Origin of the sequence: Rothia similimucilaginosa (genome assembly GCF_029850985.2) — a bacterium.
Taxonomy (GTDB): Bacteria; Actinomycetota; Actinomycetes; order Actinomycetales; family Micrococcaceae; genus Rothia.
In genome coordinates, this window is the sequence record NZ_CM138149.1 from 1,136,572 (window position 1) to 1,152,296 (window position 15,725).

16 protein-coding genes are annotated in these 15,725 nt (G+C 57.6%); 6 read left to right on the forward strand and 10 right to left on the reverse strand.

The annotated features are described in order from the left end of the window. Positions 1–43 precede the first annotated feature (43 nt). Together QFX07_RS04780 and QFX07_RS04785 are read right to left on the reverse strand one after the other, a co-directional pair. On the reverse strand, positions 44–787 hold the full coding sequence (locus QFX07_RS04780) for an SDR family oxidoreductase (RefSeq protein ID WP_279754907.1): 744 nt from the start codon (positions 785–787) through the stop codon (positions 44–46). Positions 788–859: 72 nt separating this feature from the next. Then, a complete protein-coding gene (locus tag QFX07_RS04785) occupies positions 860–1,576 on the reverse strand; it encodes a beta-ketoacyl-ACP reductase (RefSeq protein ID WP_279754906.1) in 717 nt (238 codons plus the stop codon). Between the two features lie 287 nt (positions 1,577–1,863). On the opposite strand from QFX07_RS04785, the gene QFX07_RS04790 reads away from it, so the two are divergent. Together QFX07_RS04790 and QFX07_RS04795 are read left to right on the forward strand one after the other, a co-directional pair. Continuing rightward, positions 1,864–2,091 (forward strand): acetone carboxylase, encoded by a 228-nt coding sequence (locus QFX07_RS04790; RefSeq protein ID WP_279739841.1) that lies wholly within the window; start codon positions 1,864–1,866, stop codon positions 2,089–2,091. 152 nt (positions 2,092–2,243) lie between these two features. Beyond that, the gene (locus QFX07_RS04795; RefSeq protein ID WP_279754905.1) at positions 2,244–2,972 is read left to right on the forward strand and encodes a metal-dependent hydrolase; all 729 of its coding nucleotides are present in this window, start codon (positions 2,244–2,246) and stop codon (positions 2,970–2,972) included. Between the two features lie 735 nt (positions 2,973–3,707). Here QFX07_RS04795 and QFX07_RS04800 read toward each other — a convergent pair. Then, positions 3,708–5,306: an ABC-F family ATP-binding cassette domain-containing protein gene (locus QFX07_RS04800; RefSeq protein ID WP_279739836.1), complete on the reverse strand. Its 1,599-nt coding sequence runs from the start codon at positions 5,304–5,306 to the stop codon at positions 3,708–3,710. 300 nt (positions 5,307–5,606) lie between these two features. Between QFX07_RS04800 and QFX07_RS04805 the strand changes: the two genes are divergently transcribed. From QFX07_RS04805 to QFX07_RS04815, 3 genes are read left to right on the forward strand one after another with little or no spacing between them, the layout of a single operon-like run. Beyond that, positions 5,607–6,239 carry a biotin transporter BioY gene (locus tag QFX07_RS04805; protein WP_279739835.1) on the forward strand — a complete coding sequence of 211 codons (633 nt, stop codon included), beginning with the start codon at positions 5,607–5,609 and terminating at the stop codon, positions 6,237–6,239. Positions 6,240–6,271: 32 nt separating this feature from the next. After that, positions 6,272–7,159 (forward strand): energy-coupling factor ABC transporter ATP-binding protein, encoded by an 888-nt coding sequence (locus QFX07_RS04810; protein WP_279754904.1) that lies wholly within the window; start codon positions 6,272–6,274, stop codon positions 7,157–7,159. Next, positions 7,149–7,823 (forward strand): energy-coupling factor transporter transmembrane protein EcfT, encoded by a 675-nt coding sequence (locus QFX07_RS04815; protein ID WP_279739830.1) that lies wholly within the window; start codon positions 7,149–7,151, stop codon positions 7,821–7,823. The genes QFX07_RS04810 and QFX07_RS04815 overlap by 11 nt, the downstream gene beginning before the upstream one ends. A 120-nt stretch (positions 7,824–7,943) precedes the next feature. On the opposite strand, the gene QFX07_RS04820 is transcribed toward QFX07_RS04815, so the two are convergent. Further along, the gene (locus QFX07_RS04820) at positions 7,944–8,798 is read right to left on the reverse strand and encodes a DUF4253 domain-containing protein (RefSeq protein WP_279754903.1); all 855 of its coding nucleotides are present in this window, start codon (positions 8,796–8,798) and stop codon (positions 7,944–7,946) included. Between the two features lie 541 nt (positions 8,799–9,339). Between QFX07_RS04820 and QFX07_RS04825 the strand changes: the two genes are divergently transcribed. Then, a complete protein-coding gene (locus QFX07_RS04825) occupies positions 9,340–9,840 on the forward strand; it encodes an HD domain-containing protein (protein ID WP_279739827.1) in 501 nt (166 codons plus the stop codon). Positions 9,841–9,920: 80 nt separating this feature from the next. Here QFX07_RS04825 and QFX07_RS04830 read toward each other — a convergent pair whose 3' ends face one another. The 6 genes from QFX07_RS04830 to QFX07_RS04855 all read right to left on the reverse strand — a co-directional run bounded on the left by QFX07_RS04830 (position 9,921) and on the right by QFX07_RS04855 (position 15,644). After that, on the reverse strand, positions 9,921–10,475 hold the full coding sequence (locus QFX07_RS04830; RefSeq protein ID WP_279739826.1) for an Ltp family lipoprotein: 555 nt from the start codon (positions 10,473–10,475) through the stop codon (positions 9,921–9,923). 235 nt (positions 10,476–10,710) lie between these two features. After that, complete coding sequence (locus QFX07_RS04835) at positions 10,711–11,040, reverse strand: metal-sulfur cluster assembly factor (RefSeq protein ID WP_279739823.1); 330 nt, start codon at positions 11,038–11,040, stop codon at positions 10,711–10,713. 40 nt (positions 11,041–11,080) lie between these two features. Continuing rightward, positions 11,081–11,839: a Fe-S cluster assembly ATPase SufC gene (gene sufC / locus QFX07_RS04840; RefSeq protein ID WP_005506105.1), complete on the reverse strand. Its 759-nt coding sequence runs from the start codon at positions 11,837–11,839 to the stop codon at positions 11,081–11,083. A gap of 19 nt (positions 11,840–11,858) precedes the next feature. Then, on the reverse strand, positions 11,859–13,133 hold the full coding sequence (gene sufD, locus QFX07_RS04845) for a Fe-S cluster assembly protein SufD (RefSeq protein ID WP_279754902.1): 1,275 nt from the start codon (positions 13,131–13,133) through the stop codon (positions 11,859–11,861). Beyond that, complete coding sequence (gene sufB, locus QFX07_RS04850) at positions 13,133–14,590, reverse strand: Fe-S cluster assembly protein SufB (protein ID WP_049337647.1); 1,458 nt, start codon at positions 14,588–14,590, stop codon at positions 13,133–13,135. Before sufB ends, sufD begins: the two co-directional genes overlap by 1 nt. A gap of 187 nt (positions 14,591–14,777) precedes the next feature. Further along, complete coding sequence (locus QFX07_RS04855) at positions 14,778–15,644, reverse strand: helix-turn-helix transcriptional regulator (RefSeq protein ID WP_279739812.1); 867 nt, start codon at positions 15,642–15,644, stop codon at positions 14,778–14,780. Positions 15,645–15,725: the final 81 nt, after the last annotated feature.

Here is a 15,725-nt window from a genome sequence, read left to right on the forward strand (position 1 = left end):
GGGGCGGGCGCATCCGCATCGGCATCTATAGCAGCTAAATTTATTAGTCGATGAAGCCGCGTGCGCCGCCAACCAGCTCAACGTGGCCGGTCTCAACGTCTGCGGTGACCATCTTCGCGATTTCCTGCGCGAACTCGTTGACGGTGTAGAGCTTGCCTGCGGTCTCGCGGCGCTGTTCAATAGCGCCGGGGTGCAGGCGGTTCAGCAAGGTTGCGGTAACGGTGCCTTCAATCATGTCAGCGGACACAACGACCAGGGAGATACCCTTCTCAGAGAGTGCGGGAATCTCGGCGATCAGTGCATCTTCACCGGCACGCTTGGACTCTGCGACGGGCTTGTACTCGTCCATGGTCTCAACTTTGCGGATAAAGTGCGCCTGGTGGCTGGTTACGAACACGATGCGTGCGCCTTCGGGCATCTTCTCTGCTGCCAGGCGTGCCAGGTTCAGCTGTGCGTCACGGTTCAGGCGCATTGCGTAGTCTTCGCCCATACCGGATTCCATACCACCCGACGCGTTGAGGATCAGGTAGTCCAGGGAACCGAAGGTCTCCACGGCAGTGTTAACGAGATTCTGCAGGTCCTCGTTGTTGGTCACGTCAGCCTGCACTGCGATTGCCTTACCAGCAGCCTCTTCAATAGCCTTGACGACCTTGTTCGCGCGCGGTGCCTTAGAGCGGTAGTTCACCACAATATTCGCGCCCTCAGCGGCGAGAATCTGTGCGGTGTCTGCGCCAACGCCGCGGGAGGAACCGGTAATGATGATGGTCTTGCCGGTCAGCTGTGCCATAGTTTTATGTCCTTAAGTCTAGAAAGGGTGCGCCCACGCCCGGGCGTTTCATGTAGTCCGTACCAGGTGGGGTTAGTGCCCCATGCCCAGGCCGCCATCAACGGGGATGACAGCTCCAGAAATGTAGCTAGCTTCATCGGAGGCGAGCCAGCGAATCACGCGAGCGACCTCTTCCGCCTCAGCGAAGCGACCAGCCGGGATGGACGCCAGGTAGTTCTTCTTAGTTTCCTCGGGCAGAACATCAGTCATAGCGGTGTTAATGAAGCCCGGTGCCACCACGTTAGCGGTGATGTTACGGCCGCCCAGCTCACGGGTGATGGAGCGTGCCATACCAACCAGTGCAGCCTTAGATGCGGAATAGTTGACCTGGCCAGGGGAACCGTACAGACCCACCACGGAGGAAACCAGGATGATGCGGCCGCACTTGAGCTTTAGCATGCCCTTGATGGCGCGCTGAACCACGCGGAAAGAACCGGTGAGGTTGGTGTCGACCACATCGGTAAAGTCGGATTCCTTCATGCGCATCAGCAGCATGTCGCGGGTGATACCTGCGTTGGCGACCAGCACCTCCACGGGGCCGAATTCTGCTTCGATTTCCTTGAATGCTTCGTTAATGCTGTCGGCATCGCGTACATCTGCCTTGACGGCGAAAAATTCTTCGGGGGCTTCACCGCTACGGTAGGTGATGCAGACGTTGTGTCCTGCTGCCTGGAATTCCTTGGCAATTTCGTAGCCGATGCCTCGGTTGCCGCCGGTGACCAGCACGGTCTTGGGAGTGTTCTCGCTCATGAGCTTCCTTGATGAGTCGACCCCTCGCGATCAGAGCCGATGCAGCGGCTCCACGGTTGGGGTGTGGACGGATGGACAGTCGAACCTTATTTTACCGCGTTTTAGCACAAAGGTGCCGCAGGCTACACTCCACTCTTGAACGTTGAACACCCACTCCCCTTCTTTTACGTGCCTCATCGGGCGAGTACACTGGCTGAAGCGGAACAGCCCGCACCTCCCTTTCCACTGAATCGCGTGGGCACGGAATACCACCGCATGTTGAAGCGCAAGAGTAAGGATAAGAAAACATGGATCTGCTCGGTTCACTTTCACAGAACGCACAGCCCGAGTACGCCAAGTGCTCCCGCAAGGGCTGCCAGCAGGCGGCAGAATTTCAGCTGCTCTGGAACAACCCGAAGGTGCACACCCCCGAGCGTCGCAAGGTCTGGTTGGCGTGCTCCGAGCATGTGGGCTGGCTGGAGAATTACCTGCGTGAGCGTGAGTTCTGGAAGCAGACTCTTCCGTTTGAAGGGTAGTGTCATCGAAAGGTAGCACTGCTTGAGTGATGACCCTACCTATCGAAAGTAATTTCGATATATGCTATATTTGTTCTAATTAGTTCGGGGGAGCATCCCGGCACCTAGGCAACCACACTCGCTGAGCAATCACACCAAGGAGGCACCTCCCCATGATGGGCTATTCGCACACTGTCAGTGCCGCAGCTGGCTGGCTAGTGCTCGTCGAGACGGGAGTGGTGCAGGTTCCCGATACCCCCACTCTCATTGTAACCACCCTGGCTTGTGCCGGTGCAGGCATGCTGCCGGATATTGACCACCACAACGGCAGTATCGCCAACTCCATTCCGCCCATTTCACGCTGGGTGGCACGCATTGTCGGGGCAGTCAGTGGCGGACACCGCAAGGGAACACACTCTATTTTGGGTCTGGCAGTCTTCTGGGCAATTGCCTATTTCAGCGCCAACCTGAGCTACAACGGAATCCCCTGGGCTTCACTACTTCTTGCCGCGTTCTCGGGCGGTCTAGCCTTGCGCGTGCTCGGTGCACCGGGTGGATGGATCGGTGCCATTGTCCTCGGGTACGCCGCCTATACAACCGATTCGCTGGCACTGCTCCCCTGGGCTATTTCTGTCGGCGCCACCATTCACCTGATGGGCGACCTGCTGACAACCCGCGGCCTACTGCCCCTCTACCCGATCGTTATCAAGCCCCTAGTGGCGTCTCCCCTATGGAAAAAGAGCGGCTACATAGCACTGCCACTCCTGGGTGATGCTGGCAGCGTACGCGAGAAGGCGCTCGTTCTAGCGCTGATCGGGTACGTCGCCTGGTACGCGGCAGCCATGATGGGCTTTACCGAATACCCCCTGCAAATGTTTGGGCTGGGTATTCACGCCGCATAACTAAATTCTCAATGAGGACAGAAAAGCGTCCCGTCACTTCCCTACGGAAGCGGCGGGGCGCTTTTCTAATCCTTATCCCGACCTATCGGGGTGAGAGATTAAGCGTCCTGGATGGGCCAGAAGACGTCAACCTCAACGTTCTCTTCACCGGAGGTGGGGTACTTCTCGAACTCAGTGTTGTGCATTGGCAATTCTCCTTCGTGAGCGGGCGGGAATCTCTTCTCCCCCGCGTTAGCTCACCATCGACAGTGAGCCCTATATGTTCGCATTTGCGTCCTCGCAACCGCGGGAACAGTTACAAGTCTACGCCCCATACATGTTGTGTTTCTACTATTTTTCCCACAATGTATGTAGAGACACATGAAAAATTCAAAAAGCCCACACAGACCCCCTGAAATACCGCCCAGGAGCTTTTCTTTCCCTCAGAATAACCCACAAGGCAACATTATTTCCCGTCAAATAGGCTGCAAGTTTCATATGCCAGAACCCACAAATCACATGCATGGGAACGCAATAACAGCATATACGCTCAGAAAACAATACAAACCCACGGGTCAGGTCATATTTTTCGGCGCTATTCACGAGAAAAATACCGACAATATATCTCCACAACATATTTTCAGAACACAAAAAATACGCCGCGAACGATAAAACAACGCCTAATACACACAAAAAAGGCCCCGGCGCTACACGGCACCGGAGCCTCCCCAGGCTTTTACGCCAGCAAATAGTGCTTTACGCTAGCGAAATCAAATCCTGGTATTCCTTCGACCATAAATCCTCCACCGCATCCGGCAGAAGCAGCACACGCTCAGGATCCAGCGCCTCCACTGCACCCTCATCATGAGAAACCATCACAATGGCGCCCTGGTACGCCTTCAACGCGTTTAGAATCTCCTCACGTGAGGCGGGGTCCAGGTTGTTAGTCGGTTCATCGAGCAGTAGCACGTTCGCACTCGATGCCACCAGGGTCGCCAGGGACAGACGGGTCTTCTCGCCGCCGGAAAGCACACCAGCAGGCTTATCCACGTCATCACCGGAGAACAGGAACGAACCCAGAATCGTACGCACGCGGGTGTCATCCAGATCCGGCGCGGCAGACTTCATGTTCTCAAAGACAGTGCGGTCACCATCAAGAATTTCGTGTTCCTGCGCGAAATAACCCAGCTTCGCGCCGTGACCGTACACAACCTCACCCGTATCTGGCTGGGTTGAGCCAGCCAGCATGCGCAACAGAGTGGTCTTACCGGCACCGTTCAGGCCCAGCACCACCACGCGCGAACCGCGGTCAATCGCCAAATCAACGTCCGTGAAAATCTCCAAAGAGCCGTAGGACTTCGACAGGCCCTGCGCAGAGAGCGGGGTTTTACCACACGGCGCCGGATCCGGGAAGCGAATCGCCGCAACCTTATCGCTCTGACGCTCCTCCTCCAGGCCACGCAGAAGCTTCTCGGCGCGCTTAATCATCTGCTGAGCAGCAACAGCCTTCGTCGCCTTGGCGCGCATCTTATTCGCCTGCTCCATCAGAGCATTCGCCTTCTTCTGTGCATTCGCACGCTCACGCTTGCGGCGGTGCTCATCCTGCTCACGCTGAAGCAAGTAGTTCTTCCAGCCCATGTTGTACTGGTCAATTACGCAGCGGTTCGCGTCCAGATAGAAGACGCGATTGACGACCAGCTCCATCAGGTCAACATCGTGGCTAATAACCAGCAATCCACCAGAGAAGTTCTTCAAGAAGTCACGCAACCACAGAATAGAGTCGGCATCCAGGTGGTTCGTCGGCTCATCCAGCAGCATGGTATCTGCGTTGGAGAAGAGAATACGCGCCAGCTCCACGCGGCGACGCTGACCACCCGACAGTGTAGACAGCGGCTGGGCGAGCACACGCTCCGGCAGGTCCAGGTTGGAGGTGATGACCGCCGCCTCCGACTCCGCCGCATAGCCGCCACCGGCAATGAACTCAGCCTCAAGACGGTCGTAGCGGCGCATACCCTTAGCGCGCAGCGCCGGGTCTTCGCTCGCCATGTCTTCCTGCGCCTGACGCATCTTGCGTGCCACACCGTCCAGGCCACGCGCTGAGAGGATGCGATCACGAGCCAGCTGGCTCATGTCATCCACCTTCGGGTCCTGCGGAAGGTAGCCGATAGTGCCGCTGCGGGTCACCGTACCGTCAGCGGGCAGGGTCAGACCGGCAAGCACCTTAGTCATAGTGGTCTTACCGGCACCGTTACGGCCCACCAAGCCAATCTTGTCGCCCCTATCGATGCGGAAGGTAACCTCTTCCATGAGCAGGCGCGCGCCTGCACGCAATTCGAGGTTCTGTACAGCAATCATGGGTGCCTTTCCGGATGGCGGTCTGGTGTGCGGATTGATAGTGCTCTGTAGGCGGGATTCACCGGGCTAAAAGCGGCGAGCGTGCGGAGCACCTCATCAATTTTAGTGCAGGTGTGCCGAGTGCGCATGTGGGGCACCTTTTGTTTTTGTGGTGTGAGGTGTACTATACATACCGAACACTATTCATAGAGCATTGTTCAAAAACTGGGTTGTAACAAGCAAATCAACCACCGCTACCCTCAACTCTCAACTCTGCAGAAAAATCTGCAGAGCAATATGTACCAAAGGAGTACTACCCCAATGACCGATTCCATACGCGAATCAGCCCAGGCAACCCAGGTACCGCGCAGTAACGTAGCAGCAAAGACCTCTCTCGCCACCGACCTCTCCCTCATCGCAGTATTCGCGGGCTTCATCGCCGCGCTCGCCATCATGCCCGCCGTCAGCTTGGGTGGCGTTGCGGTTCCCTTCACCTTCCAGACCCTCGGCATTTACATCACCGCGCAGGTCCTCGGTGGTAAGCGTGCCACCGCCTCCGTAGCGCTGTACCTGCTGGTTGGTTTTGCTGGCCTGCCCATCTTCGCTAAGGGCGGCGCCGGTTTGGGTTCGCTTGCGTCTCCGAGCGCAGGATACCTACTGGGCTTCCTGCCCTTCGCCGCTATTGCCGGTACCCTCGCCTACCTGTTCACCCGCAACACCCGTTCGGTTGGTGCGACCTTCCTCATGGCTCTGATCGCGAACTTCTGCGGTTTTGTGGTTCTGACCGCCTGCGGTATCGCCGGTATGATGGTGAACGCCCACATGACTTTTGACGCCGCATTCAGCGCGGCAATGGTATTCGTTCCCTGGGATCTGGTGAAGTCCACGATTGCGGTTCTGGTTGGTTTGTCGGTACGCCGCGCCTTCCCGTCCCTGGCTTCTACCCGGCGTTAAAGGCACACAATATGCCGCACGAGAGGATAGCTATGTTTTTTCGCCGCTCCACGCGCCAGTCTGCACCGCAGCAGGTACAGGGCGAGCAGACAGTGAGCACCTCTTCCAGCATGCCCGCCCTTGAGCTTGAATCGGTGAGTGTTTTCACCGAGCTGTCCGAAGGCGGGCATCGCCGTATCCTCAAGGATGTGAGTCTGCGGTTCACGGCGAAGCGTACCGCGGTTCTGGGTCTGAACGGTAGTGGCAAGTCCACCCTACTGGGGCTTTTCAATGGGCTCACCCACCCGGATGAAGGTATTGTGCGCGTGAACAGTGTCGACACCCTGGAGACACCGAGCCGCGGCTCGATGGGTGCTCGCGGTAATTCGCAGGGCGCTTTTGAGGGGGTGGGCATGCTCTTCGCCCAGCCGGAGGCGCAGCTGATTATGCCCACCGTTGTCGAAGATATTGACTTAAGCCTGCGCCGTGCCGCAGCCGTTGAAGGTAGTGCCCTCAGCAGTGAGCAGCGCCGCGAACGGATTCGTGAACTGCTCCGTGAGCGCGGCCTCGAACGTCTGGAGGACCAGAGCGTTTTCACCCTCTCAGGAGGCGAAAAGCAGCTGGTTGCTCTCACCAGTGTGCTGGCGGCACGCCCGCAGATTCTTCTGCTTGACGAGCCGACTACCCTGCTGGATTTGCGCAATCGCGCTCGGCTGCTGAAGCATTTGGAGTCGCTGAATCAGATGCTGGTGCTCAGCACACACGACCTGGATTTGGCGGCGTCCTGCGATGAAGCCGTGATTATTCATGACGGCCGTTTGCTCGCTCAGGGGGATGCGGCGCAGCTGGTGCAACAGTACCGCACCTGGTGTGCCGAGGGGTTCCCCAACGAAGGCGCTACCGAAGATCTGGACTCGGCAGGAGGCGCGCATGGGCGCTAACACGCCGCGCGTGAATCCTCGCCCCGCCTCCCAGGGCTCGGATTTCAACCCCGGTACTATGCTGGTGGGTTTCTACCAGCCGTTGAATACGCCGGTGCATCGGGTGCCGCTGTGGCTCAAGGGCACGCTCTTCTTTGGGTTGTTCCTGCTATTGGCGGTGACCAGCTGGCAGGTGGCGTTGGTGGCGCTGGTGGCGTCCACGCTCTGCGCGTTGTGGGCTGGTGTGCCTGCCTCCCAGCTGTGGCTGGTGGTTCGCATGCTGTCTCTGCTGCTACTGATCATGGTCGCCTATTACGTGTTTACGGGTCAGTACGCCTCCGGCGCGGATGCTATCGCGACCATGCTGACCGCTTTCTACGCTTCCCGTGCCCTGCTGGTGAGCACTCCCCTGCCGGTTCTGATTGACGGTTTTGTGAGGCTCTGTTCACCGCTGCGTTTCGTGGGTCTTTCTCCCGAGCGTCTGGGTCTGCTGATTGCGTTGATGATTCGGTCGATTCCGGCGCTTATGGACCGTTGGGGTGCGTTGCGTAGGGCGGCGGTGGCGCGTAATCTGCCCAAGCGCATGTATTGGCGGCTGCTGATTCCGTGGGTGGTGCAGGCGGTGGATTATGCGACGGCGACCGCGAAGGCGTTGCGAGCGCGGCACGTGGATGAGCTGAAATAGTACAGTGACATAACGCGACAACCTGGGACGAACCCGCGCAGACATCCGAAAAGGGGTGGGGTGAACCGTTTAGTTCACCCCACCCTTTCGCATTTAACTCGGGTTTATTTTCAGATGCTTTTAGGGAGTTTCAACCACCAGGGCTGCGGGGAGTTGCTCCCACCACAGATACCAGTCGTGCTGGCCGTAGAGCGCCTCCACGAGCTTGTCGAAGCCGCGATAGACACGCACCGGCATCGCCGAGGAAACCATCGTGTGCTCGACCGCCAGGATTTCTGCATCGCGGCGGGTGGCGACCGGTACCGGTGTGTAGAACTCTATGAAGTCCGAGGCGATAACAGCCGGATAGGCGTCATCGCGTTCAAGCCAGTAGAGGGCGATGAGCAGCAACGTTTCGGGGCTGGGGCTGGAGTCCCACCCGCCGAAGGGTAGATAGGCAAACACCCCGGAGGCGTCCCGCAGCGGCAGGTCCATGATGAGCAGTTCCGCGGCGCTGTCAATGTCGGTGGATTTGACCTTCTCATTGATGATGCCGGCGGTCAGTTCGAAAGGATACTCTGCTTTCAGGGGCGTGCTAATATCCTCTTCGTCGAGTTCGCCGTTTTTCATGAGGCGGCAATACGTCTGTCGGTAGGCGTTCTCGTTCAGGCGCCGGAAAGCTTCGTGCGCAGCAACTTCTACACCGAACTGGTCCACGTAATGATGCTGGTCGGTGAGGAGGTCATGTGCGTACCGTTTGATGGTGTCGGCGGTGAGGTCCTGCACGGGGGTTAAGGTACGCAGGGATACGTTATTCTCGATGGTTCCGAGCAGGGTCGGGTCGAGGGCAACCACGATGGGGGTTGTTCCCCGGTTCTTGCCCTCGTGGAGGTGTTCGAGGTATCGCCGGTTAAGTTCGGCTCGTGGGGCGCCGTGGCGGATTCGCTCGTGTGGGTAGGGATACAAGGCGATGAAGCGCTCATAGAGCTCTGCCATGGTTTTCTCCGATGTTTGGTTGCCCCCAGTTTATCGCCTATTTTCGCACAAAAATATGGGTTTTTGGATGTTTCAGCAGGGCGCGGAGGGTACGCGATTTTTTCGTGTGATGAGTGTGTATCGGTGTGTGCTAAACACGCTTAAACTGCCTTTGTGTTGGGCGGTTTGCGCACCTGTTTTCGCCAGAAAAAGTTAGAAATTTTTCGCCACCATATGAGATTTTGGGCGAGTTACACCGGGCGGTGTCAAAGGGTTCGGCGGACACTTTTGTGGAGGTGGCGGGCGCCGCCTGAATGCCTGTTATCAACCGCAGATACACGGCAGAAAGGGCACCAAACCCACAATTTCAGAAGGAAAAACACCCTATTTTCTTCTTCGGCGCGTCATATTTGACGTATTAAGAGCGTCTCGGGCGAGTTCCGCCGCTGCCGCATAGCTGCTGGAGTAAAGTGTTGGTACCAGCTACCACCCGTGCCGCATTGGTACGGAAAACGACGCTGGGACCATCAACTCGCAGGAGTTCAAACCAACGGAGGTTCTCATGTCGAATAACTACTACAAAGAGATGGTTCGCCTGGCAGACAGCATCGCTGATAAGGCGCATGAGGGGCAGACTGACCATAATGGCTGGCCCTATATCTCCCACCCCCGCCGTGTGGCTCTTGGGGCGCGTAAGCTTGTGTGTGAGTTGGCTGCCGCAACTCACCCTGATACCTCTTTGGAGGAGCTGAAGGCTGAAGCGCAGATTGTGGCGCTGCTGCATGACACGGTGGAGGATACCGGCGTTTCTCTCGCTTTCTTGGCGCGTCACTTCTCGACGCGTATTGTGGATGCGATTGATGCCCTGACTCGCCGCCCCGGCGAATCCTACGAGACGTACCTGGGTAGGGTACGTGTGAATGATTTGGCTCGTCTGGTGAAGCTTGCTGATGTTGCGGATAATACTGACCCGCAGCGTATGGCGCTTTTGGATGAGTCGACCCGCGCAAAGCTCACGGATAAGTACAAATACTCCCTGAAACTGCTACAGCTAGACGACTGATATGTAGCAAACCCTATAGAGAAGCCGCCCGGTATGGAATGTGTTCCACACCGGGCGGCTTCTCTGAATCATATGTTGAACTAGCTCAGGTGAGAGACTGCGTAATCAGCTTCTTCCTCAGTGAAACCTTCAAAAGAAGAAGTCAGCTGAGAACGGATTGCCTCAGGAGACATGTTCATCGTCTTCTGGTAGCTCTTTGCTTTTTCCAAAGCATTTGCATTCCAGTCAGCCTTCATATTGTCCACTGCATACTGAGCAGCTTCAGGAGTAAACTGTTCGAATTCGCTGGTGAGCTGGTTGTAGATACCCTGCTTGGACATGTGCATAGTACGTGAGTACGATTCGGCCTTCTTCAATGCCGATTTGTACTCACTCGGTACACTATCGCTCTGCTTTGCATTAGACTCTGCCGCAGAGGAGTCCACGGTAGCAGAATCGCTCGTAGCAGCTGAGTTAGCAGCGGCAGGAGATGAGGGAGCGCTTACCGTGGTGTAGCTCTTAGAGCCGCCGCCCATCATTGAAGCGCAACCACCAAGAAGAAAAATAATGACGAGAGTGATAAACCACCAACGGAGGTAGAAGGGCTTCTTCTTAACGTAGACAGAACCGTCAGCGGCAATAATCTTTTGTGCCATGATTTCCTTTCGGCTTTCTTCAAGCAACCGTTGCATGAAGAAAGCCAATATAAAGTGGGTGGATGATTCACAAGGAAATATACTCGACCCCCCCATTGTCAAAGTGGCAAAAATTGGCGTTGCTCAGAACAAGCATCCACTGCTCACATATCTGATATCGCATAAAGGTACCCGCCCGGTGCCGAAGGCATATGCCTTCCGCACCGGGCGGGTACCTTATCTGCGAGTCAGGAGCTTAGATGTTGAAGCCCAGCGCGCGCATCATATCGCGGCCGTCCTCAGTAATACGCTCCGGGCCCCACGGCGGCATCCAAACCCAGTTCACACGCCAAGAATCAACCAGGTTATCCAGGTTAGCCTGAACCTGCTCCTCAATAACCTCCTGCAGCGGGCACGCTGCGGTGGTCAGAGTCAGGTCCAGAATGAGGGTTCCATCCTCATCCCAGCGCAGACCGTAGAGCAGACCGAGGTCAACAATATTGACGCCGAGCTCCGGGTCAATGACCTCCTTGAGGGTTTCCTCAATTTCTTCCTGAGGAACACGACCCTGCACAGTCTCAGTCATAGTTCTATCTTTCTGTCAGAATCCGGTAAGGAGAAGAAGCTTACTTCTTACCCACGTAAGCTACGTAGCCCTCTTCTTCCAGGCGGTCAGCCAGCTCGGGGCCGCCCTGGTCAACCATCTTGCCGTCCACGAACACGTGCACGAACTGCGGCTTGATGTAGCGAAGGATGCGGGTGTAGTGGGTAATCAGCATGACGCCCATGTCGTTCTCGTCGTGCGCACGGTTCACGCCCTCAGAAACGATCTTCAGTGCGTCAACGTCCAGACCGGAGTCGGTCTCGTCCAGGATGCCGAACTTGGGCTTGAGCAGCTCCAGCTGAAGGATCTCGTGGCGCTTCTTCTCACCACCGGAGAAGCCCTCGTTCACGTTACGTGCGATGAACGCGGGGTCAATCTCCAGGTTCTTCATGGCTTCCTTAACGTCCTTGGTCCAGGTACGCAGGGAGGGAGCCTTGCCGTCCACAGCGGTCTTAGCGGAACGCAGGAAGTTGGACATGGTCACACCGGGGATCTCAACCGGGTACTGCATAGCCAGGAACAGGCCTGCGCGTGCACGCTCGTCCACGCTCATCTCGGTGATGTCCTCACCGTCGAGCAGGATCTGACCGGAGTCAACCTGGTACTTGGGGTGGCCAGCAATGGTGGAAGCCAGAGTGGACTTACCGGAACCGTTCGGGCCCATGATTGCGTGAATCTCGCCCGAGTTGATGGTCAGGTTAACGCCCTTCAGGATGGGCTTGGTGGTTTCGTCGTCGAGGATAACCGAGACGTGAAGGTCCTTGATTTCAAGAGTAGACATTGATTTCTCCTGGTAAAGCTTAGTTATTGCTGAGGGCGAGCTCTGCCTCAAGGGCCTCGGTGAGCTGCTCTTCAAGTTCGGGAACACGAATCTGCTGAATGATCTCGTTCAGGAAGCCGCGCACGACCAGACGGCGTGCCTCTGCCTCCGGAATACCGCGAGCCTGCAAGTACCACAGGTGCTGCTCATCGAGCTGGCCGGTGGTGGATGCATGGCCGGCGCCCTCAATTAGGCCGGTCTCAATCTCCAGGTTCGGCACGGAATCGGCGCGGGGGCCAACTTCCAGCAGCAGGTTACGGTTCAGCTCGTAGGTGTCGGTGCCTTCTGCATCCTTACCAATCAGAACGTCACCAACCCATACGGAGTGTGCACCCTTGCCCTGCAGCGCGCCCTTGTAGGTCACGCGGGACTTGCAGTTGGGTACGGAGTGGTCCACGAACAGGCGGGACTCAATGTGCTGACCTGCATCTACGAAGTACAGACCGTACATTTCAGTCTCAGCACCGGGAGCGGTGAACTTGGTGGAGGGGGTCACGCGCACCAGGTCGCCGCCGAGGGACACCACAACGTGCTTGAAGCGTGCGTTGCGGCCCAGCTTAGCGTAGTGTGCGGAGGCGTGGATTGCGTCGTCAGCCCACTGCTGCACGGAAACAACATTCAGCTCAGCCTCGTCGTTCACCACAAACTCAACATTCTGTGCCAGGACGGTGGAGCCAGTGTGGCGCAGAACCACAACAGCCTTCGAGAAGGGCTTAGCCTCAATCACGATGTGCTGCGCGGCAGGCTCGTTGCCGGTGCCGGTGACGTCGATTTCCACGTGCTCAGCCAGTTCAGTTTCGGCGGGGATGGTCACCACGGTTGCTTCGGTGAAGCTGGACCACGCGTTCGCTGCCACACGGTCCTCAGGGATACCTGCGGAGCCGATGCGTGCATCCTCACGGGAGACGGTCTCAACCTGAACCTGCTCGGGTGCAGTAATCTGCGGTGCCGGTGCGGTGCCGGTCAGCTTCTCCAGGTGCAGGCCACCCAGACGCTTCAGCGGGGTGAAGCGCCAGTCCTCTTCACGACCGGTCAGGGGTGCGAAGTCCTCCACCTTGTAGGAGGTCTTACGCTCTGCACGGGATGCTTCGAGTACCTTCTGGATGTTGTTCGGGTTTGAGCCCTGGTGGTGTTCCTCGGTGGCACGCAGCAGGGTGTCATCGTGGGCGAACTCGGTGGCGAGCTTCTCGCCCTCCTGGTCCATGCCGGGGATGATCGGGGAGTGGTAACCCAGGGTTTCTTCGTTGGTCGGCATTAGCCCACAGATCCTTCCATCTGAAGTTCGATCAGGCGGTTCAGTTCGAGTGCGTACTCCATCGGCAGCTCACGTGCGATGGGCTCAACGAAGCCGCGGACAATCATTGCCATTGCTTCTTCTTCGCTCAGGCCGCGCTGCATCAGGTAGAACAGCTGGTCCTCGGAGACTCGGGAAACGGTCGCCTCGTGCCCCATGGTCACATCGTCCTCGCGCACATCCACGTAGGGGTAGGTGTCAGAGCGGGAGATGGTGTCCACCAGCAGTGCGTCACAGACCACGGAAGACTTGGAGTGCTTAGCGCCCTCACGAACCTGAACCAGGCCGCGGTATGCGCTACGGCCGCCGTTACGTGCCACGGACTTGGACACAATGGTCGAGGAGGTATTCGGTGCAATGTGAACCATCTTCGAGCCGGTGTCCTGGTGCTGGCCCTCGCCCGCGAATGCGATGGATAGGGTCTCACCCTTAGCGTGCTCGCCGACCATGTAAACAGCCGGGTACTTCTGGGTGACCTTGGAGCCAATGTTGCCGTCCACCCATTCCATGGTGGCGCCCTCGTGCGCAACCGCACGCTTGGTCACCAGGTTGTAGACGTTGTTCGACCAGTTCTGGATGGTGGTGTAGCGAACGCGTGCGTTCTTCTTCAGCACAATCTCAACCACTGCGGAGTGCAGGGAGTCGGACTTGTAGATGGGGGCGGTGCAGCCCTCAATGTAGTGAACATAGGAGCCTTCGTCCGCAATGATCAGGGTGCGTTCGAACTGGCCCATGTTCTCAGTGTTAATGCGGAAGTACGCCTGCAGCGGGATCTCCACGTGAACTCCCGGGGGAACGTACACGAAGGAGCCACCGGACCATACGGCGGTGTTCAGTGCGGAGAACTTGTTGTCGCCAATCGGGATGATGGAGCCGAAGTATTCCTTGAACAGTTCAGGGTATTCGCGCAGACCGGTGTCGGTGTCGACGAAGATCACGCCCTGCTGCTCCAGGTCCTCACGGATCTGGTGGTACACAACCTCAGACTCGTACTGTGCAGCCACACCCGCGACGAGGGAGTTACGCTCCGCCTCGGGAATGCCCAGGCGCTCATAGGTGGTGCGGATGTCCTCGGGCAGCTCCTCCCAAGAGGTCGCCTGACCCTCGGTCGAGCGCACGAAGTACTTAATGTTGTCGAAGTCGATTTCGGAAAGATCCGCACCCCAGGTGGGCATAGGCTTACGCTCGAAGAACTTCAGCGCCTTCAGACGCATATCCAGCATCCACTGGGGTTCGTTCTTCTTTGCAGAGATGTCACGCACGACGTTCTCATCCAGGCCGCGCTTTGCTACCTGGCCTGCTTCGTCGGAGTCTGCCCAACCGTACTCGTAGTTGCCAATGCCCTCGAGTTCGGGGTTCATCTCCAGGATCTCTGAAATGACGGTGTCGTTGGCGTTCTGCCCAACTTTCTCAGTCATTACGGCCTTTCTTCGATGGTTATTACATTTCTCGCCGGCACCTGCCGGTTACAGGTGCGGTAGTTGAGGGGGCTGACGCCGCACTCAACCACAATGCGTGATGCGGTGTGGTTGCGGGCGGGGTTCAGCGTGCGGGTCGCACCCTTGAGGGGTTCATCGGGGTGCGCCGCTGGGTACTGCGTGATCGTTACACGGAAGGTTCCTCTGCGGATTCTTCTGTGTTCTTCTCACTCTCGGCGGTGACGCGGTTCAGGGGCACGTGCGTGGTACACACATGAGCACCCGAAGCCATGGTTGACAGCCTACGGACATCAACGCCGAGCAGGTCAGAAATAATCCCGGTTTCCTGCTCGCAGAACACTTGAAAGTCTCCAGCGAGGTCGCGTACCGGGCAGTGCCCCTGACAGAGCTGAATACTTGCAAGGAAATGCTCGGGAACGGTGCGTCCTGCAGGAGGTGCGGTAACCTGAGCGGTTGCCACAAAGCCGTCCTTGCTCATTGCCTCTGCGAGTGCCTGTGCTCGGGCTGCTACATCGTCACCGGCGGCTTCTACGATGGGGCGGTAGCGGGCTTCCATGTCTGCGGCGCGGGCGGATGCGAAAGCTTCGAGAGCTTCCTGTCCGACCGTGTCGCGGAGCATTTGCAAGGCATTGCGGGCGATGAGGAGGTAATCGTTGCCGAGGCGTTCGTGGCCCTGGGGGGCGATAACGTAGCGGCGGGCGGGTCGTCCAGCTCCGGCGCCGTGCTTTTTGATGGGCGCGACCTCAATCATATTGTTGGATTCGAGGGCATCGAGGTGGCGGCGTACTGCTGCGGGGGTGAGACTGAGGAGCTCACCGAGGGTTGCGGCGGATACGGGGCCGTTGTTGAGGACTTCGCGTAGGACACGGTCCCTGGTGCGTTCTTCTGCCTCGGCTTTGCGTTTGGATGTGCGTGCCGCGGAGGACTTTGTACTGGAAGCACCAGTAGAGCCCGAGGCGGCGGTTCGGGCGCCGTTTCGGGTCTGCGCCTCGTTCATTGAGGCACGCTGAGGGGTCTTATTCACGGAATACACAAATAAAGTATGTCCTAATTAGTTTTTCTTTGGCTAGTTAGGTACCCCTACTTGCTAACTTTTTTACCTTAAGGTGAAGTT